The following is a 22,767-nucleotide window of genomic DNA, read 5'->3' as shown; positions in this document are numbered from 1 at the left end:
AGAAGCAGGAACGGCAGGAGATATGACCGTGCAGCACGAGGTCCCGACCGCGGGCGCCGACGAGGCCCTGGAGGTCTGGATCGACCAGGACCTGTGCACCGGGGACGGGATCTGCGCGCAGTACGCTCCCGAGGTCTTCGAGCTGGACATCGACGGGCTCGCGTATGTGAAGAGTGCCGACGACGAGCTTCTGCAGGACGTGGGGGCGACGACCCCGGTTCCGCTGACGCTGCTCCAGGACGTGGTGGACTCGGCGAAGGAGTGCCCGGGCGACTGCATCCATGTGCGGCGGGCGGCGGACAAGGTGGAGGTGTACGGCCCGGACGCGGAGTGACGGGTCAGGCGCTCCGCGCGTCGGTCTCGCCGGTGCGTACGAAGGCGCCGCTCCGCCAGCGCCAGCTGACCTGCTCCTTCTCGTCGGGGCAGCAGCGGGGGACGTCGGGGGACGAGTAGCCGAGCAGGGTGGCGAGGACCGTTCCGTCGCGTACGTCGAGCTCGCCGACGTTCTTGCGCAGTCCGGGTTCGACGAGGGTGGCGACCACGCGCGCGGGGGCGCCGGTGGTCCGGTCGTGGGTGAGGACGTAGACGCCGCTGGGCGGGGTTCCGGAGCCGGCTTCGCAGTGCACGACCGCAACGGTCTCGGGGTTCCCGTCGCCGTCGAGGTCCCCGGACGCCCGCTTGGCGACCGTACGGGGTGCTCCGGCGCAGTCCAGTGGGTAGGCGGCTCCGGCGGCCTCGGGGGCGGGTACGGGGCGCGGGGCGCCGGGGGCCGCGGTGGCTCCGGCGGGGCCGGGCTGGAGCAGGCCCGCGAGGGCGACGACCGCGGCGGTCGCGGTGGCGGTGGCGAGCCAGTGGGCCGGCCGGGCGAGGGTGTGGGCGAGCTCCGCGAGGTCCGGGGTGGCGGAGGGCTGCACGCGAGACGTCTCCTGTGGTGCGGTGGGTTTCGGGGCATCGTGCCACACGTCACAGGGGGACGGAACAGGCGGGGTCGTACGGGTGGGCCGGTCCCTGTCGTGGGGTGAACATGAGGACGCCGCCGTCGAGTTCCCTCGCGTGGGCGGGGAACTGGACGGCGGCGTACCGGGGGTGTCGGGACGTCAGCCCTTGTTGGGGCCTTCGTAGTCCTCGCCGTAGGCGCCCTTGGCGGGGCGACGGCGGCGCATCGGGGGTTCGACGCCGTCCGCGAGGCGGCGGGCGGTGACGAGGAAGCCGGTGTGGCCGATCATGCGGTGATCGGGGCGGACGGCGAGGCCCTCGACGTGCCAGTTGCGGATCATGGATTCCCAGGGCTGCGGCTCGGCGTAGCAGCCGAACTCGCGGATGGACTCCACGGTGCGGGCGAGCTGGGTGGTGGTGGCCACGTAGCAGCAGAGGATGCCGCCGGGGACGAGCGCCTTGGAGACGGCCTCCAGGCACTCCCAGGGGGCGAGCATGTCCAGGATGACGCGGTCGACGTCGGTGTCGGACAGGTTGTCCTGGAGGTCGCCGACGGTGAGCTGCCAGGCGGGGTGGGGTCCGCCGAAGTAGCGCTCGACGTTGCCCTTGGCGATCTCGGCGAAGTCTTCGCGGCGCTCGTAGGAGTGCAGCATGCCGCTGTCGCCGATGGCGCGCAGGAGGAAGCTGCTGAGCGATCCGGAGCCCACCCCGGCCTCCACGACGCGGGCGCCGGGGAAAATGTCGGCGAAGGCCAGGATCTGCCCCGCGTCCTTGGGGTAGACCACGGCGGCGCCGCGGGGCATGGACAGGACGTAGTCGGGGAGCAGGGGGCGCAGCGCGAGGTAGGCGACGTTTCCGGTGGTGCGGACAACGCTGCCCTCGGGGGCGCCGATCAGTTCGTCGTGCGGGAAAGAACCCTTGTGGGTGTGGAAGTTCTTTCCCTCTTCGAGCGTGAACGTGTAGTGACGGCCCTTGGGGTCGGTCAGCTGAACCTGGTCCCCGACCTTGAAGGGCCCGCGTCGGCGGGCGGCACCGGTCGGTTCGGACATGTGAGCAGCTTATCAAGGGCTTCCTCGCCTCCGGCCCGCCGGAGTCGGCGCCGACGCGGCCCTTCGGCCCGGAAGCCGGAAACCGGGGTCACGAGCCGGGTCGTGCCATGGCCCTGACGAAGGCGCGTTCCACGTCGGTGGTGGCGAGGACGCCGTAGATCTCGCCGGTGTCCTCGATGACGAGGTACTCGGTGGCGGGGCTGGCGCGGAGGTGGTCGAGGAGGGGCTGGCCGGTGAGTTCGGCGGGGACGCGCATGCCGTCGGTGAGGTCCTGGGAGAGGGTGCTGACGGCGACCCAGGGGCGGCGGTGCTGGGGGACGGCGGCGATGGCGGCCTCGCGGACGATGCCGGTGGGGCCGCCCTGGCCGTCGACGACGACGAGGGCGCGGGCTCCGGCCTCGTTGGCGCGGCGGAGGGCCTCGGAGAGGGGGGTGACGGGCTCGACGGGAATGGCGCGGCGGGTGAGGCTGCGGGCGGTGAGCTCGGGGAGGTGTTCGCGCAGCCGGGCCATGCGGAGGCTGTTGCCGGCGCCGGTCCAGATGATGGCGGCGAGGATGGCGGCGAGCAGGGCGTCGGTGACGGTGTCGAGGCCGCTGATGTCGTCGGTGGAGTTGCCGAGGGCGCCGGTGCGGGTGAGGAGGGGGAGGCCGATGAGGACGAGGACGGCGAGGGCGCGGCCGACCCAGGCGGCGGCGACGGTGCCGCTCATGGGCTTGCCGGTGATCTTCCAGATGACGGCGCGGAGCATGCGGCCGCCGTCGAGGGGGAGGCCGGGGAGCAGGTTGAAGGCGGCGACGATGAGGTTGGAGATCATCAGCCCGGCGAGGAGGACGCCGGGGACGGTGCCGGGCTCGACGGCGTAGAGGGAGAGATAGAACACGCCGGCGAGGACCAGGGAGAGGAGGGGGCCGACGAAGGCGAGGACGAATTCGCGGCCGGGGGTCTCGGTCTCCTTCTCGATCTCGGAGACGCCGCCGAAGAACTGGAGCTGGATGCGGCGCACCGGGAGTTTGAAGCGGAGCGCGGCGATGGTGTGGGCCAGTTCGTGGACGAGTACGGAGGCGTAGAAGGCGACGGCGAAGAAGAGGGAGACGAGGTAGCGGGCGGCGCCGAGTTCGGGCAGGACGCGTTCGATCTGGTCGCCGAAGACCCAGGTGATGAGGGCGGCGACGAGGAACCAGCTGGGCGCGACGTAGACGGGCACGCCGAAGGGGCGGCCCATGAGGATGCCGCCGCCGGGCTCCTCGGTCCGCTGCGGCTTGGGCTCGTCCTGGTTCACGGGTTCCTTTCGTCGCGAGGTGTGACCCACGTCGCTGTGTCACGGTTCGATCATGCAGTGCGACGGGGTCCCGGGTCGATGGTATTCCGCTCGCTGTCGGTGGCGGGTCGTAGGGTCTTCGTCATGAGTACGAGCGAGCAGGTGCCGGCGGAGCCCCGGGCGCCCATGTCGTTGTCGCCTTCGCGGGCGAGCGATTTCATGCAGTGTCCGCTGCTGTACCGGTTCCGGGTGATCGACCGGCTGCCGGAGCGGCCGAGTGCGGCGGCGACGCGGGGCACGCTGGTGCACGCGGTGCTCGAGCGGCTCTTCGACGATCCGGCGGTGGAGCGGACGGCTCCGCGGGCGCGGGCGATGGTTCCGGGGCAGTGGGACCGGCTGCTCGAGTCGAAGCCGGAGCTGGGTGAGCTGTTCGCGGAGGATCCGGACGGCGAGCGGCTCGCGGGCTGGCTGGGTGAGGCGGAGCGGCTGGTCGAGCGGTGGTTCACGCTGGAGGACCCGACGCGTCTTGAGCCGGCCGAGCGTGAGCTGTTCGTGGAGACGGAGCTGGATTCCGGGCTGCGGCTGCGCGGGGTGATCGACCGGATCGACGTGACGCCTTCGGGTGACGTGCGGATCGTCGATTACAAGACGGGCAAGGCGCCGCGGCCGGAGTACCGCGACGGCGCGCTGTTCCAGATGACGTTCTACGCGCTGGTGGTGTGGCGGCTGAGGCAGGTGATCCCGCGGCGGCTGCAGCTGGTCTATCTGGGCAGCGGTGAGGTGCTGACGTACGACCCGGTGGAGGCGGATCTGCTGCGGGTGGAGCGGAAGCTCCTTGCGCTGTGGGAGGCGATCCGGCTCGCGACGGAGTCGGGTGACTGGCGGCCGCGGCCGACGAAGCTGTGCGGCTGGTGCGATCACCAGGCGGTCTGTCCGGAGTTCGGGGGGACTCCCCCGGTCTATCCGCTGAAGATCGTCTCCGCGCGCCCGCCGGAGTCGGGCGAATCGGGGCAGGGCAGAATGGACCCGGCCCCGTCGGCACCGTAGTGCCGGCGCACCTCGTGAGCTCAGCCCCGTGAAGGAGCCCTTGTGACGATCCGCGTCCTCTTGGTCGACGATCAGCCGCTGTTGCGCACCGGCTTCCGGATGATTCTGGAGGCGGAGCAGGACATCGCGGTGGTGGGTGAGGCCGGGGACGGTCTCCAGGCGCAGGATCAGGTGCGGGCGCTGCAGCCGGACGTGGTGCTGATGGACATCCGCATGCCGCGGATGGACGGGGTGGAGGCGACCCGGCAGATCACGGGTCCCGGCCGGGACGGTCCGGCGAAGGTGCTGGTGCTGACGACCTTCGACCTCGACGAGTACGTGGTGGAGGCGCTGCGGGCGGGGGCGAGCGGTTTCCTCCTGAAGGACGCTCCGGCGAACGAGCTGGTGCAGGCGATCCGGGTGGTGGCGGCCGGTGAGGCGATGCTGGCGCCGTCGATCACGCGGCGGCTGCTCGACAAGTACTCGGCGCATCTGCCGACGGGTGAGGAGCAGATGCCGGACACGCTGACCCGGCTGACGGACCGTGAGGTGGAGGTCCTGAAGCTGGTGGCGCGGGGTCTGTCGAACGCGGAGATCGCGGCGGATCTGTTCGTCAGCGAGACCACGGTGAAGACGCATGTGGGTCATGTGCTGACGAAGCTGGGGCTGCGGGACCGGGTGCAGGCCGCGGTGTACGCGTACGAGAGCGGTCTGGTGCGGCCGGGCGCCGGCGGTCAGTAGCGGGGACGGCGGGAGGGCCCGGTGCGCGGTGCGCGCCGGGCCCTCCTGTCGTGTGCGGGGGGGGTCAGCCCTTGCGGATCTCCCAGAAGCGGAAGACGGTCGAGGCGTCGAGGGTCCATTCGAGGCCGGTGACGTCGTCGCGGGCGACGGCGTACTGCTTGCCCTGCCAGAGCGGCAGCAGGGGGAGCTCCTCGGCGACGAGGTCCTGGAGCTTTCCGTACTCGTCGGCGGTGGCGGCGCGGTCCGGGACGGCGGCGGTCTTCGGGAGGAGGCTGCCGGTGATGGTGGTGTTCTCGTAGTGGTTGCCGAGGACGTTGCCCTCGCCGAAGAAGGGGGCGGTGAAGTTGTCGGCGTCGGGGTAGTCGGGGACCCAGCCCTTGACGTAGACGCCGTACTTGCCGGCCTCGATGTCCTTCTCGTACTGGTCGTAGGGGATGGACTTGACGTCGGCGTCGAAGAGGCCGCTGGCGTTGAGCTGTCCCGCGATGGCCTGGAGCTCCTGGTCGGTGGCCGGGCCGTAGCGGCTGGGGGTGGACCAGAGGGTGAGCTTCACCTTGTCGGTGATGCCGGCGGCGCGCAGGGCCTTCTTCGCCTTCGCCTTGTCGGGGGCGCCGTAGGTGTCGTAGAAGGCGGTGTTGTGTCCGGCGATGCCGGCCGGGACGATCGAGTAGAGCGGTGTGGCCGTCGACTTGTAGACGCCTTCGACGAGGGCCTCGCGGTCGACGAGGTGGGCGATGGCCTGGCGGACGCCGAGCTTGCCGACGACCGGGTCCTTCATGTTGAAGACGAGGTGCTGGACCTCGGCGCTGCTGCCCTGGGTGACCTCGATGCCCCGTTCGCCGGTCGTGGCGGAGTTCTCGAGGGCGGCGATGTCGTCGGCGGAGAGGCCTCGGTAGGCGACGTCTATCTCTCCGGCCGTGAGGGCCTTGGAGAGGGCGGAGCGGTCGCCGCGGTAGAGCTTGAGGGTGACGGAGTCGTTCTTGAGCTGTGCGGTGCCCCGGTAGGCGGAGTTGGCGGAGAAGGTGGCCTCGGAGTCGCTGAGGGCGTTCAGCTTGTACGGGCCGGACCCGGTGGCCTTGCCGTCGGTGCGGAGCGCGTCGGCCGGGTACTCGCGGTGGTCGACGATGGAGCCGGCGCCGGAGGCGATCTTGCTGGGGAAGGTGGCGTCGGGGACCTTGAGACGGAAGACGACGGTCCGCTCGTCGGGGGTGTCGATCCTGTCGATGGTGGAGAGCAGCGGCGCGGGGCCGGCCGGGTCGGCGATCTTGAGGGCCCGCTCGAAGGAGTACTTGACGTCCTTCGAGGTGAGCTCGTTGCCGTTGGAGAAGGTGAGGCCGTCCCGCAGGGTGCAGGTGTAGACGGTGCTGCCGGCGGAGAAGCCGCACCTGTCGGCGGCGTCGGGCTCGGGCTCGGAGCCGCCCTTGGGGAAGGCGAGGAGGGACTGGAAGACGTTGTTGAACAGCAGCCAGGAGCCGGGGTCGTAGCCGGCCGCCGGGTCGGCGCTGAGGATCTCGTCGGACATGCCGACGCGTACGCCGTTGCCGGAGTCCCCCGCGCCACCCTGCTCGGTGCCACAGCCGCTGAGGAGGGCGGCGGCCAGGCCCGCGGCGAGGGGCGCCGTCAGCCACTTGTTGTGCGTCTTCACAGAACGTGCCTCGTGATCTCTTGTCAGGCCGGCCGCGCGCGGGTGCGCGGCCGGTGTAACCGATCCAGTCGACGGGGTGAGGGCCTGTCGGACAGGCCCTAGGCGGTGCCTCGGCCCAGTTCCCAGAGCAGCAGGTCGGAGGACGTGTTGAGCGCGTACTCGACTCCGTTGAGGTCGTCCCGGGCGGCGACGTACTGCTTGCCCTGCCAGAGGGGCAGGACGGGCACGTCGCGGGCGACGATCTTCTGGATCTGGTTGAAGACGGGGCTTGCGGCGGTGCGGTCGGCCTGGCGGCGCGAGCGCGGGATGAGCTGGTCGCGGACGACCTTGTTCACGTACGGGGTGTTGAGGAAGTTGTCGCTGTCCAGGAACGGCGCGATGTAGTTGTCCGGGTCCGGGAAGTCCGGGAACCAGCCGAGGCCGTAGACGGCGTAGTCGCCGCGCTTCTGGGCCGTGCGGAACTTCGACCACTCGGTGCCCTGGACGGTGGCGTCGAAGAGCTCGGTGGCGGTGAGCTGCTTCTTCAGCGCCTCGAACTCCTCGGCGGTCTCGGCGCCGTAGTGGTCGGTGGTGTAGTTCAGGGTGACCTTGACCGGGGTCTCGACGCCGGCGTCCTTGAGGAGCTTGGCGGCGCGGTCGCGGTCGGGCTCGCCGTACTCGTCGAAGAAGGGGGTGGCGTGGCCGGTGATGCTGGAGGGGATGAGCGAGTACAGCGGCTCGGCGGTGGGGCCGTAGACCCGGTTGACGAGGGCGCCGCGGTCGACGACGGCGGCCATGGCCTGGCGTACGGCCTTCTCCTGGACCGCGGGGGCCTTGGTGTTGAAGCCGAGGTAGCGGATCTCGAGGCCGGGGACCTCGATGATCTCGATGCCGTCCTTGGGCGTCTCGGTGAGGTCCTTGACCTGCTGCTGCGACAGGGAGCGGGCCATCATGTCGATGTCGTCGCTCTCCAGGGCGCGGCCCATGGCGACGGGGTCGCCGTAGGGGCGCAGTTCGACCTTGTCGTTGCGCAGGGTGATGTCGCCCTTGTAGGCGGGGTTCTTGGTGAAGACGAAGCGGGTGGCCTTGTCGCCCGAGCGCTCGACCTTCATGGTGTACGGGCCGGAGCCGTCGACGTCGAAGCCGTCACGGAGCTTGTCGGCGGCGTACTTGTCCTTGCTGAGGATGCCGGCGACCGGGGTGGAGAGCTTGTACGGGAAGGTGGCGTCGGGGGTCTTCAGGTGGAAGACGACCTCGTCGGTGCCCTTGGTCTCGACGGTGTCGACGTTCGAGAGGAGGGCGGCCGTGCCGTTGTCCGACTTGATCTTCAGGACGCGGTCGACGGAGTACTTGACGTCCTCGGCGGTGATCGGGGTGCCGTCCGCGAAGGTGAGGCCGGGGCGGAGCTTGCAGCGGTAGCTCTCGCTGGCCTTGTCGGAGAATCCGCAGCTCTGGGCGGCCTCGGGGACGGGCTCGCCGCCGCCGCGGGGCACGTGCATCAGGGTCTGGACGGTCTGCCGCAGGATGTTCCAGGCGCCGGTGTCGTAGGCGAAGGCCGGGTCGAGCGGGGCGGGGGCGTCCGCGGTGGCGATGAACTGGTCCGTGGTGCCGACGACGATCGCTGCGCCGTCCTCGGCGCCACCGCAGGCGGCGAGCAGAGGGGCGAGCAGTCCGGCCACGGCCGGCAGCACCAGGGTCTTGCGGTTCATCAGGGACGATCTCCTCATCCGGCACTGGGATACAGCGGTCAGTGGAACTCCGCCGCCGGCCGCCCGGTCGGGGCGGGAGCGATCGGGCCGGGTGTTGCGATCGGTCCTGTGTTCACGGCGACTTGGGTGTGTGCCGGTTGCACGCGGTTATGCGGCGAAGTACTCGCGAAAGATTAGTGGGCGGCGCACCTATTGCCCGACCACGGGTCCGCGCGGGGGTAATCGCACAGTGATCATGAATGCGTGGCGCTCGATAGTCATGCGGCGGATGATGCGGACGGGGGCGAGCGAATCGGGACACATGGGGACGTCGAAACATCCTCTTTTCGGGCGTGGGCACGACGAAGGCCACCCACCGTCAGGCACGCTGGGTGACCAAGGTCACGCAGCGGCCCTTTCGGTGAATGGCCTGATCGTTTTCGCGTGGCGAAAGGGCATTCCGCCGGCGCGGCCCGCGGAAAGCTCAGGGAAAGCTCAGATCCCGGTGATCAGCGTGCGGAGAAAGGGCACGTCGACCTCTTCGAGGGACCGTACGACGACCCGGCCGGGAGAAGGGGCGATCGGCGCGACGGAGGGCACCGCGACGACCCGGCAGCCCGCCGCCTCCGCGGCCGCGACACCGGTCGCCGTGTCCTCGACGACGGCGCACAGCGAGGGGTCCGCCCCGACGCCGTGGGCGGCCGTCAGATACGGCTCGGGGTGCGGCTTGGTCCTGGTGACCTCGTCCCCGGCGACGGTGAGGGCGAAGCGGTCACGGCCGAGCGAGTCGAGGACCCGGTCGATGATCCGCCGGTGCGAGGCGGAGACCAGGGCGGTCGGGATGGAGTGCCGGGCCAGCTCGGCGAGGAGCCGTTCGGCGCCCGGCATGAGCGGCACGCCCCGGTCGATGCGCCGCTCGAACTTCTCGTTGAGCAGGACGGTCAGCTCGGCGAGGGTGATGTCCGCGCCGGTCGACTCGATGAGGTAGCCCGCGCTGCGGGTCATCGGGCCGCCGACGACGACGTCCCGCCAGGCCTCGTCGAGCCGGTGACCGAGGTCGGCGAAGACCTCCACCTCCGCGTCCCACCAGAAGCCCTCCGTGTCGACGAGGGTCCCGTCCATGTCGAGGAAGACCGCCTGGAGGGCGGAGCTTCCGTTCGTACGGATCAGGGACGCGGGGACCGTACTGGTCATCCGGCACACCTCCATGGAGGGACGAGAAGGCCGGCCCCCTCCCCGGTACGGGGAGGGCGGCCGGCCTGCACTGGACCGACAAGTGTACGTCCCGATCATCGGAAACGTGCGGATTTACCCCTGGGCGGTCACCTGGCGTTGAAGTACTTCGCCTCCGGGTGATGGATCACGATGGCGTCGGTGGACTGCTCGGGGTGGAGCTGGAACTCCTCCGACAGGTGGACGCCGATCCGCTCCGGCTCGAGCAGCTCCGCGATCTTGGCGCGGTCCTCGAGGTCGGGGCAGGCGCCGTAGCCGAGCGAGAAGCGCGCGCCGCGGTACTTGAGGTCGAACATGTCCTGGACGTGGGCGGGGTCCTCGCCCGCGAAGCCGAGCTCGGCGCGGACGCGGGCGTGCCAGTACTCGGCGAGTGCCTCGGCGAGCTGGACGGAGAGGCCGTGGAGTTCGAGGTAGTCGCGGTAGGAGTCGGAGGCGAAGAGCTCGGCGGTGGCCTCGCCGATCTTCGAGCCGACGGTGACGACCTGGAGGCCGACGACGTCGGTCTCGCCGGACTCCTCCGGGCGGAAGAAGTCCGCGAGGCACAGGCGGCGGCCCCGGCGCTGGCGGGGGAAGGTGAAGCGGGTCCGCTCGTTGCCGGCCTCGTCCAGGATGATCAGGTCGTCGCCCTTGGAGACGCAGGGGAAGTAGCCGTGGACGACGGCCGCCTCCAGGAGGTTGCCGGTGTGCAGCTTGTCCAGCCAGCCGCGCAGCCGGGGCCGGCCCTCGGTCTCGACGAGCTCCTCGTACGAGGGTCCGTCGCCGGCCCGGTTCTGCTTGAGGCCCCACTGGCCCTTGAACAGGGCGCCCTCGTCGAGCCAGGAGGCGTAGTCCTTCAGCGGGATGCCCTTGACGACACGGGTGCCCCAGAACGGCGGGGTCGGCACCGGGTTGTCGACGGCCACGTCGGAACGGCCGCCGGGCTCCGGCTCGTCGACCTGAAGGGGCGCGGCCGCCTTGGCGACCCGCCGCTGCTTCAGCTCCGGGAGTACGGCTCCGGGGACGCCGCGCTTGACGGAGATGAGGGCGTCCATGAGCCGCAGGCCCTCGAAGGCGTCGCGGGCGTACCGCACCTCGCCCTGGTAGATCTCGTACAGGTCCTGCTCGACGTACGCCCTGGTCAGGGCCGCGCCACCGAGGATCACCGGGTACTTGGCCGCCAGCTCGCGCTGGTTCAGCTCCTGAAGGTTCTCCTTCATGATCACGGTCGACTTCACGAGGAGACCCGACATGCCGATGACGTCGGCCCGGTGTTCCTCGGCGGCCTCCAGGATCGCGGAGACCGGCTGCTTGATGCCGATGTTGACGACGTTGTAGCCGTTGTTGGAGAGGATGATGTCGACGAGGTTCTTGCCGATGTCATGCACGTCGCCGCGAACGGTGGCAAGCACGATCGTGCCCTTCCCGTCCGCGTCCGACTTCTCCATGTGCGGTTCCAGGTACGCCACGGCCGTCTTCATGACCTCGGCGGACTGGAGCACGAACGGCAGCTGCATCTGGCCCGAGCCGAACAGCTCGCCCACCGTCTTCATGCCGTCCAGGAGGATCTCGTTGACGATCTCCAGGGCGGGCCGGATCGACAGCGCCTCGTCGAGGTCGGCCTCCAGACCGTTCTTCTCGCCGTCGACGATCCGGGCCTTCAGCCGCTCGTCGAGCGGAAGCGCGAGCAGCTCCTCGGTCTTGCCGGCCTTCATCGACTTGGTGTTGACACCCTCGAAGAGGGCCATCAGCTTCTGCAGCGGGTCGTAACCCTCCGCGCGCCGGTCGTAGATCAGGTCGAGGGCGGTGGTGACCTGCTCGTCGTCGAAACGGGCGATCGGCAGGATCTTCGAGGCGTGGACGATCGCCGAGTCCAGACCCGCCTTCACGCACTCGTCGAGGAAGACGGAGTTGAGGAGGATACGGGCGGCCGGGTTCAGACCGAACGAGATGTTGGACAGACCCAGCGTCGTCTGCACGGCCGGGCGGCGGCGCTTCAGCTCACGGATCGCCTCGATCGTCGCGATGCCGTCCTTCCGCGACTCCTCCTGACCCGTGCAGATCGTGAAGGTCAGCGTGTCGATGAGGATGTCCGACTCGTGAATGCCCCAGTTGCCCGTCAGGTCGTCGATCAGCCGCTCGGCGATCGCCACCTTGTGCCCGGCGGTCCGCGCCTGACCCTCCTCGTCGATGGTCAGCGCGATGAGCGCCGCACCATGCTCCTGCGCCAGCCGGGTGACCTTCGCGAAACGGGACTCGGGCCCGTCACCGTCCTCGTAGTTCACCGAGTTGATGACAGCCCGGCCGCCGAGCTTCTCCAGACCCGCCCGCAGGACGTCCACCTCGGTCGAGTCGAGGACGATGGGGAGGGTGGAGGCGGTCGCGAAGCGGCCGGCCAGCTCCTCCATGTCGGCGACACCGTCGCGGCCCACGTAGTCCACGCAGAGGTCGAGCATGTGCGCGCCCTCACGGATCTGGTCGCGGGCCATCTCGACGCAGTCGTCCCAGCGGGCCTCCAGCATCGCCTCGCGGAACTTCTTCGAACCGTTGGCGTTCGTGCGCTCGCCGATCGCCATGTACGCGGTGTCCTGCCGGAACGGCACGGTCTGGTAGAGCGAGGCGGCGCCGGGCTCGGGCTGGGGCGTGCGCTCGGGGGGCGTGAGGCCCTGGACCCGCTCGACGACCTGGCGCAGGTGCTCGGGCGTGGAGCCGCAGCAGCCGCCGACCAGGGACAGGCCGTAGTCGCGGACGAAGTTCTCCTGCGCGTCGGCCATCTCGGGCGGCGTCAGGGGGAAGTACGCGCCGTCCTTGGTGAGGATGGGCAGGCCGGCGTTGGGCATGCACATGAGCGGCGTCCGCGAGTGGCGGGCGAGGTAGCGCAGGTGCTCGCTCATCTCGGCCGGGCCCGTCGAGCAGTTCAGGCCGATCATGTCGATGCCGAGGGGTTCGAGGGCGGTCAGCGCGGCGCCGATCTCGGAGCCGAGCAGCATGACGCCGGTGGTCTCGAAGGCGAGCGAACAGATCAGCGGGACGTCGACGCCCAGGGCGTCCATGGCGCGGCGGGCGCCGATGAGGCTCGACTTGGTCTGGAGGAGGTCCTGGGTCGTCTCCACGATCAGGGCGTCCGCGCCGCCGGCGAGCAGGCCCTCGGCGTTCTGCTGGTAGCCGTCCCGCAGGACGCCGTACGCGATGTGGCCGAGCGAGGGCAGCTTGGTGCCGGGGCCGATGGAGCCGAGCACCCAGCGCTGGCGGCCGTCCTGGGCGCCGAACTCGTCGGCGACCTCGCGGGCGATCCGGGCGCCGGCCTCGGAGAGCTCGAAGATCCGGTCCGCGATGTCGTACTCGCCCGCGGCGGAGTGGTTGGAGCCGAAGGTGTTCGTCTCGACGCAGTCGACGCCGGCCTCGAAGTACTCCCGGTGCACGGAACGCACGATGTCGGGCCGGGTGATGTTGAGGATCTCGTTGCAGCCTTCGAGGTTCTGGAAGTCCTCGAGGGTGGGGTCCTGGGCCTGGAGCATGGTGCCCATGGCTCCGTCGGCGACGACGACGCGGCTCGCGAGCGCCTCGCGGAGGGATGCGGCACGGTTCCGGCTGTCTGCGGAAGGGGTCGGCAACGAGGCCATGGATGAGCTCCCTGGAATGCGACGGCTGTCGGCTTTGCACCTCGGTGGAGGGTGCACGGGGCCAGCGTAACCGCGAGGGGGCCGGGGTGGACACGGCGTCCCACGGGCCGGACGGCATCCTGTGTGCGGGGACTCCCGGTCCGGCCCGTTCTTGTCCGACACTGTCTTGTGTGACACAAGGTCGGCATCGACCGATATTGTTCAGCATTGTCGAACAACGTGAGAGGAGAAGGCCGGGCGATGGCGAAGAACATCCAGTCGCTTGAACGGGCGGCGGCCATGCTGCGACTGCTCGCGGGCGGCGAGCGCCGGCTCGGCCTGTCGGACATCGCGTCCTCGCTCGGGCTCGCGAAGGGCACCGCCCACGGCATCCTGCGCACCCTCCAGGCGGAGGGCTTCGTGGAGCAGGACGCCGCCTCGGGCCGCTACCAGCTCGGCGCGGAGCTGCTGCGGCTCGGCAACAGCTATCTGGACGTGCACGAGCTGCGGGCCCGGGCCCTGGTCTGGACGGACGACCTGGCGCGGTCCAGCGGCGAGAGCGTGCACCTGGGGGTGCTGCACCAGCAGGGGGTGCTGATCGTCCACCACGTCTTCAGGCCGGACGACAGCCGCCAGGTCCTCGAGGTGGGCGCCATGCAGCCGCTGCACTCCACGGCGCTCGGCAAGGTCCTCTCGGCGTACGACCCGGTGGCGCACAGCGAGGTCCTCGAGGTCGAACGGGAGGCGTTCACGCCCCGTACGACCACGGAGCTGAGCGCGTTCGAGTCCCTGCTCGACATGACCCGGGCGCGCGGCTGGGCGGCGGACGTGGAGGAGACCTGGGAGGGCGTGGCATCGGTGGGGGCGCCGATCCACGACCGGCGCCGGATGCCGGTGGGCGCGGTGGCGGTCACGGGCGCCGTGGAGCGGCTCTGCCCCGAGGGGGAGCTGCGGCCCGAACTGGTGGCGGCGGTGCGGGACTGCGCCCGTGCCGTGTCGAGGGATCTCGGGGCCAGGCGCTTCTGAGCCTCCCCCGTCCCACCTGACCCGCCGGTAACGATCCCGTTATCGGCGGGTTTTTCGCATCCCGGACCCTTGACGCGCTGTTAACCAGGGGGCAAAACTTCCGTTCACCGGTCGGCATTGCCGAACACTTAACGGCAATACACGTTAGAGTGTGGCAGTGCCAAGGGCCGGTGACGCCCTCACACGAGGGCGCGGACCACCGGAGGGACCCGGGGTTCGCCTTCCCCTGGACGAAGGACAAAGGAGTCGCGGGTGTCCAGCTCCGACATCTTCCTCGGCGAGACCATCGGTACCGCCGTTCTCATTCTGCTCGGCGGCGGTGTGTGTGCCGCCGTCACGCTCAAGGGCTCCAAGGCCCGCAACGCGGGCTGGCTCGCGATCACCTTCGGGTGGGGCTTCGCCGTCATGACGGCCGTCTACATGACGGCTTCCCTCTCGGGCGCCCATCTGAACCCCGCCGTCACGGTCGGAATCGCGATCAAGGACGGCGCGTGGGGTGACGTCCCCGTCTACATCGCGGGTCAGATGCTCGGCGCGATGATCGGTGCGGCACTGGTCTGGGTGGCCTACTACGGCCAGTTCCAGGCCCACCTCACCGACCCGGAGGCCGCGGCGAAGGAGCCGATCGAGGGCCCCGGCCCGGTGCTCGGCATCTTCTCCACCGGCCCCGAGATCCGGAACACCTGGCAGAACCTGGCCACGGAGATCATCGGCACCGTCGTGCTCGTCCTGGCCGTGCTCACCCAGGGCCTCAACGACAGCGGCAAGGGCCTCGGCGTCATAGGCGCCCTGATCACCGCGTTCGTCGTGGTGTCCATCGGCCTCTCGCTCGGCGGCCCGACCGGCTACGCGATCAACCCGGCCCGTGACCTCGGCCCGCGCATCGTGCACGCCCTGCTGCCGCTGCCGAACAAGGGCGGCTCCGACTGGAGCTACGCCTGGATCCCGGTCGTGGGACCGCTGTTCGGTGGCGCCATCGCCGCGGGTATCTACACCATCGCGTTCGCCTGAGCCGTCCTTCTCCCAGACCTCCCTTGGAGCACACCGTGACCGACGCACACACCTCCGGCCCGTTCATCGCGGCCATCGACCAGGGCACCACCTCCTCCCGCTGCATCGTCTTCGACAAGGACGGCCGGATCGTCTCGGTCGACCAGAAGGAGCACGAGCAGATCTTCCCGAAGCCGGGCTGGGTCGAGCACGACGCCGCCGAGATCTGGACCAACGTCCAGGAGGTCGTCGCCGGCGCCCTGACGAAGGGCGGCATCGCCGCGGCCGACGTCAAGGCCATCGGCATCACCAACCAGCGCGAGACCACGCTCCTCTGGGACAAGAACACCGGCGAGCCCGTCCACAACGCCCTCGTCTGGCAGGACACCCGCACCGACGCGCTCTGCAAGGAGCTCGGCCGCAACGTCGGCCAGGACCGCTTCCGCCGCGAGACCGGCCTGCCGCTCGCGAGCTACTTCGCCGGCCCGAAGATCCGCTGGATGCTCGACAACGTCGAGGGCCTGCGTGAGCGCGCCGAGGCCGGCGACATCCTCTTCGGCACGATGGACTCGTGGGTCATCTGGAACCTCACGGGCGGCACCGACGGCGGCGTGCACGTCACCGACGTCACCAACGCCTCCCGCACCATGCTGATGAACCTGCACACGCTGGCCTGGGACGAGAAGATCGCGGAGTCGATGGGGGTCCCCCTCAACGTCCTCCCCGAGATCCGGTCCTCCGCCGAGGTCTACGGCCACGTCAAGGACGGCGCCCTCGCCGGCGTCCCGGTCGCCTCGGCGCTCGGCGACCAGCAGGCAGCCCTCTTCGGCCAGACCTGTTTCGCCGAGGGCGAGGCGAAGTCCACGTACGGCACCGGCACCTTCATGCTGATGAACACCGGTGACAAGATCATCAACTCCTACAGCGGCCTGCTGACCACGGTCGGCTACCAGATCGGCGAGCAGAAGCCGGTCTACGCCCTGGAGGGCTCGATCGCCGTCACCGGTTCGCTGGTGCAGTGGATGCGCGACCAGATGGGCCTGATCAAGTCCGCCGCCGAGATCGAGACCCTCGCGTCCTCGGTCGAGGACAACGGCGGCGCCTACTTCGTGCCGGCCTTCTCCGGCCTCTTCGCCCCCTACTGGCGCTCCGACGCCCGCGGTGTCATCGCCGGTCTCACCCGGTACGTCACCAAGGCGCACATCGCCCGCGCCGTCCTCGAGGCCACCGCCTGGCAGACCCGCGAGATCACCGACGCCATGACCAAGGACTCCGGCGTCGAGCTGACCGCGCTCAAGGTCGACGGCGGCATGACCTCCAACAACCTGCTGATGCAGACCCTCTCGGACTTCCTGGACGCACCCGTCGTGCGTCCGATGGTCGCCGAGACCACCTGCCTCGGCGCCGCCTACGCCGCCGGTCTGGCCGTCGGCTTCTGGCCGGACACCGACGCGCTGCGCGCCAACTGGCGCCGCGCGGCGGAATGGACCCCTCGCATGGACGCCGACAGGCGGGACCGCGAGTACAAGAGCTGGCTCAAGGCCGTGGAACGCTCCATGGGCTGGCTCGATGACGCATCCGAGGAGTAAGACATGACCACCCTGCAGAGCGTCCCCGCCCTTGGGACGCATCCGGCGTCCGGCTCCCTCCCGAGCCGCGCCGAGACCCGGGACCAGCTTTCCAAGGCGACGTACGACCTCCTGGTGATCGGCGGCGGCATCCTGGGCATCTCCACCGCCTGGCACGCCGCGCAGTCGGGCCTGCGGGTGGCCCTGGTGGACGCCGGCGACTTCGCCGGCGCCACCTCCTCCGCCTCCTCGAAGCTGCTCCACGGCGGTCTGCGCTACCTGCAGACCGGCGCGGTGAAGCTGGTGGCGGAGAACCACTTCGAGCGGCGTGCGGTCTCCCGTCAGGTGGCACCGCACCTCGCCAACCCCCTCACCTTCTACCTGCCCGTCTACAAGGGCGGCCCGCATGGCGCGGCCAAGCTCGGCGCCGGTGTCTTCGCCTACAGCGCCCTGTCGGCGTTCGGCGACGGCGTCGGACACCTGCTCTCCCCCGCCAAGGCGGCGCAGGACGTGCCGGAGCTCCGTACGGACAACCTGAAGGCCGTGGCCGTCTACGGCGACGACCAGATGAACGACGCCCGCATGGCCCTGATGACGGTCCGCGCGGCGGTCGACGCCGGTGCCACCGTCCTCAACCACGCCGAGGTCACCGGGCTTCGCTTCACCCACGGCCGGGTCACCGGCGCCGAGCTCAAGGACCGCACCAGCGGCGACGAGTTCGGGGTCAGCGCCCGTCTCGTGCTCAACGCGACCGGCCCGTGGGTCGACCACCTGCGGAAGATGGAGGACCCGAACGCGGCCCCCTCCATCCGCCTCTCCAAGGGCGCGCACCTGGTCCTCAAGCGGACCTCGCCGTGGAAGGCCGCCCTGGCCACCCCGATCGACAAGTACCGCATCACCTTCGCCCTCCCCTGGGAGGACATGCTGCTGCTCGGCACCACCGACGAGGAGTACGAGGGCGACCCCGGCCAGGTCGAGGTCACGGAGAAGGACACCGCCCAGATCCTGGACGAGGCCGCTTTCTCCATCCGCGACCAGCAGTTGTCACGCGACCTCATCACCTACTCCTTCGCCGGCCTCCGGGTGCTCCCCGGCGGCCCCGGAGACACCTCCAAGGCCAAGCGCGAGACGGTCGTCACCGAGGGCCGCGGCGGCATGCTGTCGGTGGCCGGCGGCAAGTGGACGACCTTCCGCCACATCGGCCGTACGGTGATGAGGAAGCTGGAGCAGCTTCCCGGCCACCCGCTGGGCGAGGACTACGCGTCGGTTTCGACGCTGCCCAAGCGGCTGCCGCTGCCCGGCATCGCCAACCCGAACGCGGTCGCGCACCGGCTGCTCGTCGACGGTCCGGCGCCCGGCCCCCGGATGGCCGCCGACACCGCCAAGCACCTGGCGACGCACTACGGCTCGCTCTCCTTCGACATCGCCCGCATGGCGAACGAGAACCCCGAGCTCGCCCGCCGCATCCACCCGGACGCGCCGGAGATCTGGGCCCAGGTCGCCTACGCCCGTGACCACGAGTGGGCCGAGACGGCGGACGACGTGCTGCGCCGCCGCACGACGCTGACCATCCGCGGTCTGGCGACGGACGAGATCCGCGCCGGGGTCGAGTCCATGCTGAGCAGGTAACTCCCGTACGCGCAGGGGGCGGTCCTCGTCGAGGGCCGCCCCTGACGTGTGCCCCGCGCGGCCTCTCGCCGGTGAACTCCTGTCCGCGGCCGACCGGTTGGAACAGGACGTCACGCTCGGCGTGACGACCGTGTGCGGAGGCGCGTTCCTGGGTAGTCGATCAAGGCCGCACGGGTTTTCGGGGACGTCCGGGGGCTGCGGACGGGCCTGGAGAAAGCCGTAAGGTTGGTCCGTACGACAGGAACTTCGAAAAGGAGGCGCTGGGTGATCGAGCTCGAGGGGGTACCCGAGCTGATCGACCCGGTCATGGTGGCCGCGTTCGAGGGCTGGAACGACGCCGGCGACGCCGCCTCCACCGCGGTCGCCCACCTGGACCGGGAATGGAAGGGCGAGGTGTTCGCGGCGCTCGACGCCGAGGACTACTACGACTTCCAGGTCAACAGGCCCACGGTCTTCCTGGACAACGGCGTACGGAAGATCACCTGGCCGACGACCCGGCTCTCCGTGGTCCGGGTCGGCGGCGAGAAGCCCCGCGACCTGGTGCTCGTGCGCGGGATCGAGCCGTCGATGCGCTGGCGCTCCTTCTGCAACGAGATCCTCGCCTTCGCGCACGAGCTGGGCGTGGAGATGGTCGTGATCCTGGGCGCGCTGCTCGGGGACACCCCGCACACCCGGCCGGTCCCCGTCAGCGGGGTGACGTCCGATCCGGATCTGGCGCGCACGATGGACCTGGAGGAGACGCGGTACGAGGGCCCGACGGGCATCGTGGGCATCCTCCAGGAGGCGTGCACGCACGCGGGCGTGCCGGCGGTGAGCCTGTGGGCGGCGGTGCCGCACTACGTGTCGCAGCCGCCGAACCCGAAGGCGACGCTCGCGCTCCTCAACCGTCTGGAGGACCTGATCGGCCTGCGCATCCCGCTGGGCGAGCTGCCCGAGGACGCGCGGGCCTGGCAGCTGGGCGTGGACCAGCTGGCCGCCGAGGACAGCGAGGTGGCCGAGTACGTGCAGACGCTCGAGGAGGCCCGGGACACGGCGGAGCTGCCGGAGGCCTCGGGCGAGGCGATCGCCCGCGAGTTCGAGCGGTATCTGCGGCGGCGTGAGCCGGGCACGGGGCCCGGTCCTGGCGTGGCGACGGAGGGCGGCGACTCCCCGTTCCTGCGGGACGCCGGAAGCGGCCGTACGAGGCCGCCGAAGCCGGAGCAGCCGGGCCCGGAGGCGGTACCGGGCGAGACGCCCGCGTCACCGGAGGCGGCGGGCCCGGAGACAGCGGGCCCGGAGGTGTCGGGTCCTGAGGTGTCGGGCCCGGAGGTGTCGGGTCCGGAGGCGTCGGGTCCGGAGGCGTCGGGTCCGGAGGCCGAGGCCTCGGGGCCGGCGGAGGGCGCCTCGGGCGAGGCCGACGGGCCTGAGGGCCGTGAAGGGCCCGAGCCGCCCGGCGACGACGCCGAGAAGTGACCGGTACGGGAGGGGTGGCGCGGCCGCCCCTCCCGTACGGCGTTCGTACGGCGTGGTCCACCGCGGCGCGCGGCGGGACGGGAACGGGACCGCCCCCGGACTTCCTGAGAAGTCCGGGGGCGGTCGCGTGCCGGCAGGGCCCCTCGTTACAGGGCGACGCCGAGGAGCGCGTCGACGGCGCGGGAGACGAGACCGGGTGCGGAGTCGTCGGTGCCGCCCCCGGCCGTCTGGAGCGCGGCCCAGCGGTCGACCGCGGCGAGCGCGGTGGGGGTGTCGAGGTCGTCGGAGAGGGCCTCGCGGAGCTCCTCGACGAGCGCGTCGGCGGACGGGCCGTCGGGACGGGACACGGCGGCGCGCCAGCGGCCGAGCCGCTCAAGGGCGTCCTCGAGGACCTGGTCGGTCCACTCCCAGTCGTCGCGGTAGCGGTGGGAGAGGAGCGCGAGCCGGATGGCGGCCGGGTCGACGCCGTCGCGGCGGAGCTTGGAGACGAAGACCAGGTTGCCGCGGGACTTGGACATCTTCTCGCCGTCGAGGGCGACCATGCCGGCGTGGACGTACGCCTTGGCCATGGGGAACTCGCCGGTGAGCGCCTGGGCGTGGGAGGCGCCCATCTCGTGGTGCGGGAAGATCAGGTCGGAGCCGCCGCCCTGCACGTCGAAGCCCATGCCGAGGTGGTCGAGGGCGATGGCGACGCACTCGATGTGCCAGCCGGGGCGGCCGGCGCCGAGGCTGGCGCCGTCCCAGCTCGGCTCGCCCTCGCGGGCGGCCATCCAGAGCATCGGGTCGAGCGGGTTCTTCTTGCCGGGGCGGTCCGGGTCGCCGCCGCGCTCGGCGGAGAGGTGGCGCATCAGCTCGGTGCTGTAGTTCGACACCTGCCCGAAGTGCGGGTCGGCGTCGACGGAGAAGTAGATGTCACCGTCGAGCTCGTAGGCCGCGCCGGAGTCCCGGAGGCGTTCGACGAGCGGGACGATGCCGGGTATGGCCTCGACGGCGCCGATGTAGTGCTGCGGGGGCAGCATCCGCAGGGCGGTCATGTCCTCGCGGAAGAGGGCGGTCTCGCGCTCGGCGAGGCCGACCCAGTCGATGCCGTCGCGGATCGCGCGCTCCAGGAGCGGGTCGTCCACGTCCGTGACGTTCTGGACGTAGTGCACCTGCCGCTTGGTGTCGAGCCACACGCGCTGAACGAGGTCGAACGCGTTGTAGGTCGCCGCGTGACCCATATGGGTCGCGTCGTACGGCGTGATGCCGCAGACGTAGAGACGGGCGACGGGGCCGGGGGCGAGGGTCAGTCGTCCACCGGTCGCGGTGTCGTGGATCCGGAGGTCGCGGCCCTTGCCAGGAAGGGCGGGGACCTCAGAAGCGGGCCAGGCATGCATGCCCCGAGCGTAACCGGACAGGTGTTCCGGATACGAACCGGATCCGGGATCTTGACCGATTAGGCGCTCTTGCGGGTCGGAGGCCTGCGTGCATACCCCCCAGGGGTGGCGAGCCGGCCCGCGACCTTGGCCGAAACCTTTCGGCCAAGGTCAGACCGGCGGCCAGGGGATCGCGGGCCACTGCCCGGAGGGCTCCGGGTGCCGTCCGGTGGTGCGCAGCGCCCCCACGCGGGCGCGTACCGCCGCGACCTCGGCGGTAGTGAGCAGTTCCGCCAGACGGGCGGCGAGGGGCCCTCCCGGCGCCAGGGAGCCGTCGAGCGCGTCGAGCACCCCGGCCGCCTCCGCGGGCAGCCGCTCGCCCGCCCAGCCCCACAGCAGGGTGCGCAGCTTGTCCTCGACGTGGAAGGTGACGCCGTGGTCGATGCCGTAGAGGCGTCCGTCGGGCGCCGGCAGGAGATGGCCTCCCTTGCGGTCGCCGTTGTTGATGACGGCGTCCAGGACCGCGAGCCGCCGCAGCTCGGGGGTGTCGGCGTGGACGAGGAGCGCGGTGCGTTCCTCGTCGAGCTGGGCGGGCCCGACGGCCTTCCAGCCCTCGCCCGCCTCCTCGTCCTCGGTGAGGGCGAGGAGCCGGGCCTCCGGGTCGGCCTCGATCCACAGCTGGACCATGCCCTCCCCGTACGGCCCGTCGCGGAGCACGGTCGGCGGGACCAGGCCCCAGCCGGTGGCCTCGGAGATCTCGTAGGCGGCGACCTCGCGCTGGGCGAGGGTGCCGTCGGGGAAGTCCCACAGCGGCCGCTCACCCGCGACCGGCTTGTAGACGCAGAAGGCCTCACGGCCGCCGTAGGCGACGGAGCAGTACAGGACGGCGTTGGAGGCCTCGCGGACCTGGCCGCGCACGGTCAGCTCACCACGGGCGAGCAGCTCGGCGTCCGGCGGCGTCGGGGGGCTGCTGCTCATGCTCCGCGGCGGTATCCGTTCTGGCGCGGGCAGACGTGCCCCTCGGGGTCGAGCGGCAGGCTGCACAGCGGGCACGGCGGGCGGCCCGCGTTGACCACGTCCAGGGCCCGCTTGGCGAAGGCGCGCGCCTGGGCGCCGCTGAGGCGGACCCGGAGCATCGGCGGGCCGTTCTCCTCGTCCTGGAGGAGGCGCTCCTCGGCCTCGGCCAGGTCCTCCTCGGACTCCACGTCGAGCTCGACGAGCGCCTGCGCCTCGACGATCATGCGCTGCTCGTCGCCGTCCCAGGCGAGCGCCATGGTGCCGACCCGGAACTCCTCCTCGACGGGTACGTCGAGGGGGGCGGTGTCGGCGACCTCGGCGGGGGCGACGGCGGGCACGGGCGCGTTGCCCCCGGTGCGGCGCACGACCTCGTCGAGGAGTTCGTCCATGCGCTCGGCGAGGGCCGCGACCTGTGTCTTCTCCAGGGCGACGCTGGTGACCCGGCCGCCGGCGGACGCCTGGAGGAAGAACGTACGGCGGCCAGGTAGCCCGACCGTGCCGGCCACGAAACGCTCCGGTGGGTCGTAGAGGAACACCTGACGGGACACGTTTCCCGGCTCCCTTGCGTCTCGACAGTCGTACTACAGCGGCGCGTCC

Annotated in this window: 18 protein-coding genes; 8 read left to right on the top strand and 10 right to left on the bottom strand. The window is 70.9% G+C overall.

Translation table 11 applies throughout. From position 1 onward, the window contains the following. Nucleotides 1-22 precede the first annotated feature (22 nt). The gene (locus tag ACZ4VK_RS20710) at nucleotides 23-334 is read left to right on the top strand and encodes a ferredoxin (RefSeq protein ID WP_468353922.1); all 312 of its coding nucleotides are present in this window, start codon (nucleotides 23-25) and stop codon (nucleotides 332-334) included. Nucleotides 335-338: 4 nt separating this feature from the next. Here ACZ4VK_RS20710 and ACZ4VK_RS20705 read toward each other — a convergent pair whose 3' ends face one another. The 3 genes from ACZ4VK_RS20705 to ACZ4VK_RS20695 form a co-directional block, all read right to left on the bottom strand. Beyond that, nucleotides 339-914, bottom strand: a complete 576-nt coding sequence (locus tag ACZ4VK_RS20705) for a hypothetical protein (protein ID WP_468353920.1) — start codon at nucleotides 912-914, stop codon at nucleotides 339-341. A 183-nt stretch (nucleotides 915-1,097) separates the two neighbouring features. Then, nucleotides 1,098-1,985, bottom strand: coding sequence for a tRNA (adenine-N1)-methyltransferase (locus tag ACZ4VK_RS20700; RefSeq protein ID WP_015032448.1), 888 nt, complete (start codon nucleotides 1,983-1,985; stop codon nucleotides 1,098-1,100). An 88-nt stretch (nucleotides 1,986-2,073) separates the two neighbouring features. Beyond that, the gene (locus ACZ4VK_RS20695) at nucleotides 2,074-3,207 is read right to left on the bottom strand and encodes a site-2 protease family protein (protein WP_468354335.1); all 1,134 of its coding nucleotides are present in this window, start codon (nucleotides 3,205-3,207) and stop codon (nucleotides 2,074-2,076) included. 180 nt (nucleotides 3,208-3,387) lie between these two features. Here ACZ4VK_RS20695 and ACZ4VK_RS20690 point away from each other — a divergent pair, with 180 nt between their 5' ends. Together ACZ4VK_RS20690 and ACZ4VK_RS20685 are read left to right on the top strand one after the other, a co-directional pair. Further along, the gene (locus ACZ4VK_RS20690) at nucleotides 3,388-4,290 is read left to right on the top strand and encodes a RecB family exonuclease (RefSeq protein WP_468353918.1); all 903 of its coding nucleotides are present in this window, start codon (nucleotides 3,388-3,390) and stop codon (nucleotides 4,288-4,290) included. 42 nt (nucleotides 4,291-4,332) lie between these two features. Then, the gene (locus ACZ4VK_RS20685; RefSeq protein WP_468353916.1) at nucleotides 4,333-5,010 is read left to right on the top strand and encodes a response regulator; all 678 of its coding nucleotides are present in this window, start codon (nucleotides 4,333-4,335) and stop codon (nucleotides 5,008-5,010) included. A gap of 64 nt (nucleotides 5,011-5,074) precedes the next feature. On the opposite strand, the gene ACZ4VK_RS20680 is transcribed toward ACZ4VK_RS20685, so the two are convergent. The 4 genes from ACZ4VK_RS20680 to metH all read right to left on the bottom strand — a co-directional run bounded on the left by ACZ4VK_RS20680 (nucleotide 5,075) and on the right by metH (nucleotide 13,154). Continuing rightward, nucleotides 5,075-6,655 (bottom strand): ABC transporter substrate-binding protein, encoded by a 1,581-nt coding sequence (locus ACZ4VK_RS20680; protein ID WP_468353914.1) that lies wholly within the window; start codon nucleotides 6,653-6,655, stop codon nucleotides 5,075-5,077. A gap of 98 nt (nucleotides 6,656-6,753) precedes the next feature. Further along, nucleotides 6,754-8,343 (bottom strand): ABC transporter substrate-binding protein, encoded by a 1,590-nt coding sequence (locus tag ACZ4VK_RS20675; RefSeq protein ID WP_468353912.1) that lies wholly within the window; start codon nucleotides 8,341-8,343, stop codon nucleotides 6,754-6,756. A gap of 474 nt (nucleotides 8,344-8,817) precedes the next feature. After that, nucleotides 8,818-9,516: an HAD family hydrolase gene (locus tag ACZ4VK_RS20670; RefSeq protein WP_468353910.1), complete on the bottom strand. Its 699-nt coding sequence runs from the start codon at nucleotides 9,514-9,516 to the stop codon at nucleotides 8,818-8,820. Nucleotides 9,517-9,644: 128 nt separating this feature from the next. After that, on the bottom strand, nucleotides 9,645-13,154 hold the full coding sequence (gene metH, locus ACZ4VK_RS20665) for a methionine synthase (protein WP_468353908.1): 3,510 nt from the start codon (nucleotides 13,152-13,154) through the stop codon (nucleotides 9,645-9,647). Nucleotides 13,155-13,394: 240 nt separating this feature from the next. On the opposite strand from metH, the gene ACZ4VK_RS20660 reads away from it, so the two are divergent. The 5 genes from ACZ4VK_RS20660 to ACZ4VK_RS20640 all read left to right on the top strand — a co-directional run bounded on the left by ACZ4VK_RS20660 (nucleotide 13,395) and on the right by ACZ4VK_RS20640 (nucleotide 19,798). Next, nucleotides 13,395-14,159, top strand: coding sequence for an IclR family transcriptional regulator (locus ACZ4VK_RS20660; RefSeq protein ID WP_468353906.1), 765 nt, complete (start codon nucleotides 13,395-13,397; stop codon nucleotides 14,157-14,159). 252 nt (nucleotides 14,160-14,411) lie between these two features. After that, nucleotides 14,412-15,170: an MIP/aquaporin family protein gene (locus tag ACZ4VK_RS20655; protein WP_468353904.1), complete on the top strand. Its 759-nt coding sequence runs from the start codon at nucleotides 14,412-14,414 to the stop codon at nucleotides 15,168-15,170. 35 nt (nucleotides 15,171-15,205) lie between these two features. Next, nucleotides 15,206-16,738 carry a glycerol kinase GlpK gene (glpK, locus tag ACZ4VK_RS20650; RefSeq protein WP_468353902.1) on the top strand — a complete coding sequence of 511 codons (1,533 nt, stop codon included), beginning with the start codon at nucleotides 15,206-15,208 and terminating at the stop codon, nucleotides 16,736-16,738. Nucleotides 16,739-16,741: 3 nt separating this feature from the next. Beyond that, on the top strand, nucleotides 16,742-18,346 hold the full coding sequence (locus tag ACZ4VK_RS20645; protein WP_468353900.1) for a glycerol-3-phosphate dehydrogenase/oxidase: 1,605 nt from the start codon (nucleotides 16,742-16,744) through the stop codon (nucleotides 18,344-18,346). Between the two features lie 264 nt (nucleotides 18,347-18,610). Further along, on the top strand, nucleotides 18,611-19,798 hold the full coding sequence (locus ACZ4VK_RS20640) for a PAC2 family protein (protein ID WP_468353898.1): 1,188 nt from the start codon (nucleotides 18,611-18,613) through the stop codon (nucleotides 19,796-19,798). A 146-nt stretch (nucleotides 19,799-19,944) separates the two neighbouring features. Here the strand turns inward: ACZ4VK_RS20640 and mshC are convergent, their stop codons facing one another. From mshC to ACZ4VK_RS20625, 3 genes are all read right to left on the bottom strand, one after another. Then, nucleotides 19,945-21,174 carry a cysteine--1-D-myo-inosityl 2-amino-2-deoxy-alpha-D-glucopyranoside ligase gene (gene mshC / locus ACZ4VK_RS20635; RefSeq protein WP_468353896.1) on the bottom strand — a complete coding sequence of 410 codons (1,230 nt, stop codon included), beginning with the start codon at nucleotides 21,172-21,174 and terminating at the stop codon, nucleotides 19,945-19,947. 150 nt (nucleotides 21,175-21,324) lie between these two features. Then, the gene (locus tag ACZ4VK_RS20630; protein ID WP_468353894.1) at nucleotides 21,325-22,131 is read right to left on the bottom strand and encodes an SCO1664 family protein; all 807 of its coding nucleotides are present in this window, start codon (nucleotides 22,129-22,131) and stop codon (nucleotides 21,325-21,327) included. Beyond that, the gene (locus ACZ4VK_RS20625) at nucleotides 22,128-22,718 is read right to left on the bottom strand and encodes a DUF3090 domain-containing protein (RefSeq protein WP_468353892.1); all 591 of its coding nucleotides are present in this window, start codon (nucleotides 22,716-22,718) and stop codon (nucleotides 22,128-22,130) included. The genes ACZ4VK_RS20630 and ACZ4VK_RS20625 overlap by 4 nt, the downstream gene beginning before the upstream one ends. Nucleotides 22,719-22,767 lie beyond the last annotated feature (49 nt).

It is taken from the genome of Streptomyces sp. NPDC028711, assembly GCF_055565415.1.
The sequence above is the reverse complement of the archived record's forward strand: the minus strand, read 5'-3'. Positions and strand labels throughout refer to the sequence as shown.

What these genes read in the sequence shown, in the direction of transcription:
- ACZ4VK_RS20710 (WP_468353922.1), top strand. Translation starts at nt 23, where the DNA reads ATGACCGTGCAGCACGAGGTCCCGACCGCGGGCGCCGACGAGGCCCTG.
- ACZ4VK_RS20700 (WP_015032448.1), bottom strand. Translation starts at nt 1,985, where the DNA reads ATGTCCGAACCGACCGGTGCCGCCCGCCGACGCGGGCCCTTCAAGGTC.
- ACZ4VK_RS20695 (WP_468354335.1), bottom strand. Translation starts at nt 3,207, where the DNA reads ATGGGCCGCCCCTTCGGCGTGCCCGTCTACGTCGCGCCCAGCTGGTTC.
- ACZ4VK_RS20690 (WP_468353918.1), top strand. Translation starts at nt 3,388, where the DNA reads ATGAGTACGAGCGAGCAGGTGCCGGCGGAGCCCCGGGCGCCCATGTCG.
- ACZ4VK_RS20675 (WP_468353912.1), bottom strand. Translation starts at nt 8,343, where the DNA reads ATGAACCGCAAGACCCTGGTGCTGCCGGCCGTGGCCGGACTGCTCGCC.
- ACZ4VK_RS20670 (WP_468353910.1), bottom strand. Translation starts at nt 9,516, where the DNA reads ATGACCAGTACGGTCCCCGCGTCCCTGATCCGTACGAACGGAAGCTCC.
- metH (WP_468353908.1), bottom strand. Translation starts at nt 13,154, where the DNA reads ATGGCCTCGTTGCCGACCCCTTCCGCAGACAGCCGGAACCGTGCCGCA.
- ACZ4VK_RS20660 (WP_468353906.1), top strand. Translation starts at nt 13,395, where the DNA reads ATGGCGAAGAACATCCAGTCGCTTGAACGGGCGGCGGCCATGCTGCGA.
- ACZ4VK_RS20645 (WP_468353900.1), top strand. Translation starts at nt 16,742, where the DNA reads ATGACCACCCTGCAGAGCGTCCCCGCCCTTGGGACGCATCCGGCGTCC.
- mshC (WP_468353896.1), bottom strand. Translation starts at nt 21,174, where the DNA reads ATGCATGCCTGGCCCGCTTCTGAGGTCCCCGCCCTTCCTGGCAAGGGC.
- ACZ4VK_RS20630 (WP_468353894.1), bottom strand. Translation starts at nt 22,131, where the DNA reads ATGAGCAGCAGCCCCCCGACGCCGCCGGACGCCGAGCTGCTCGCCCGT.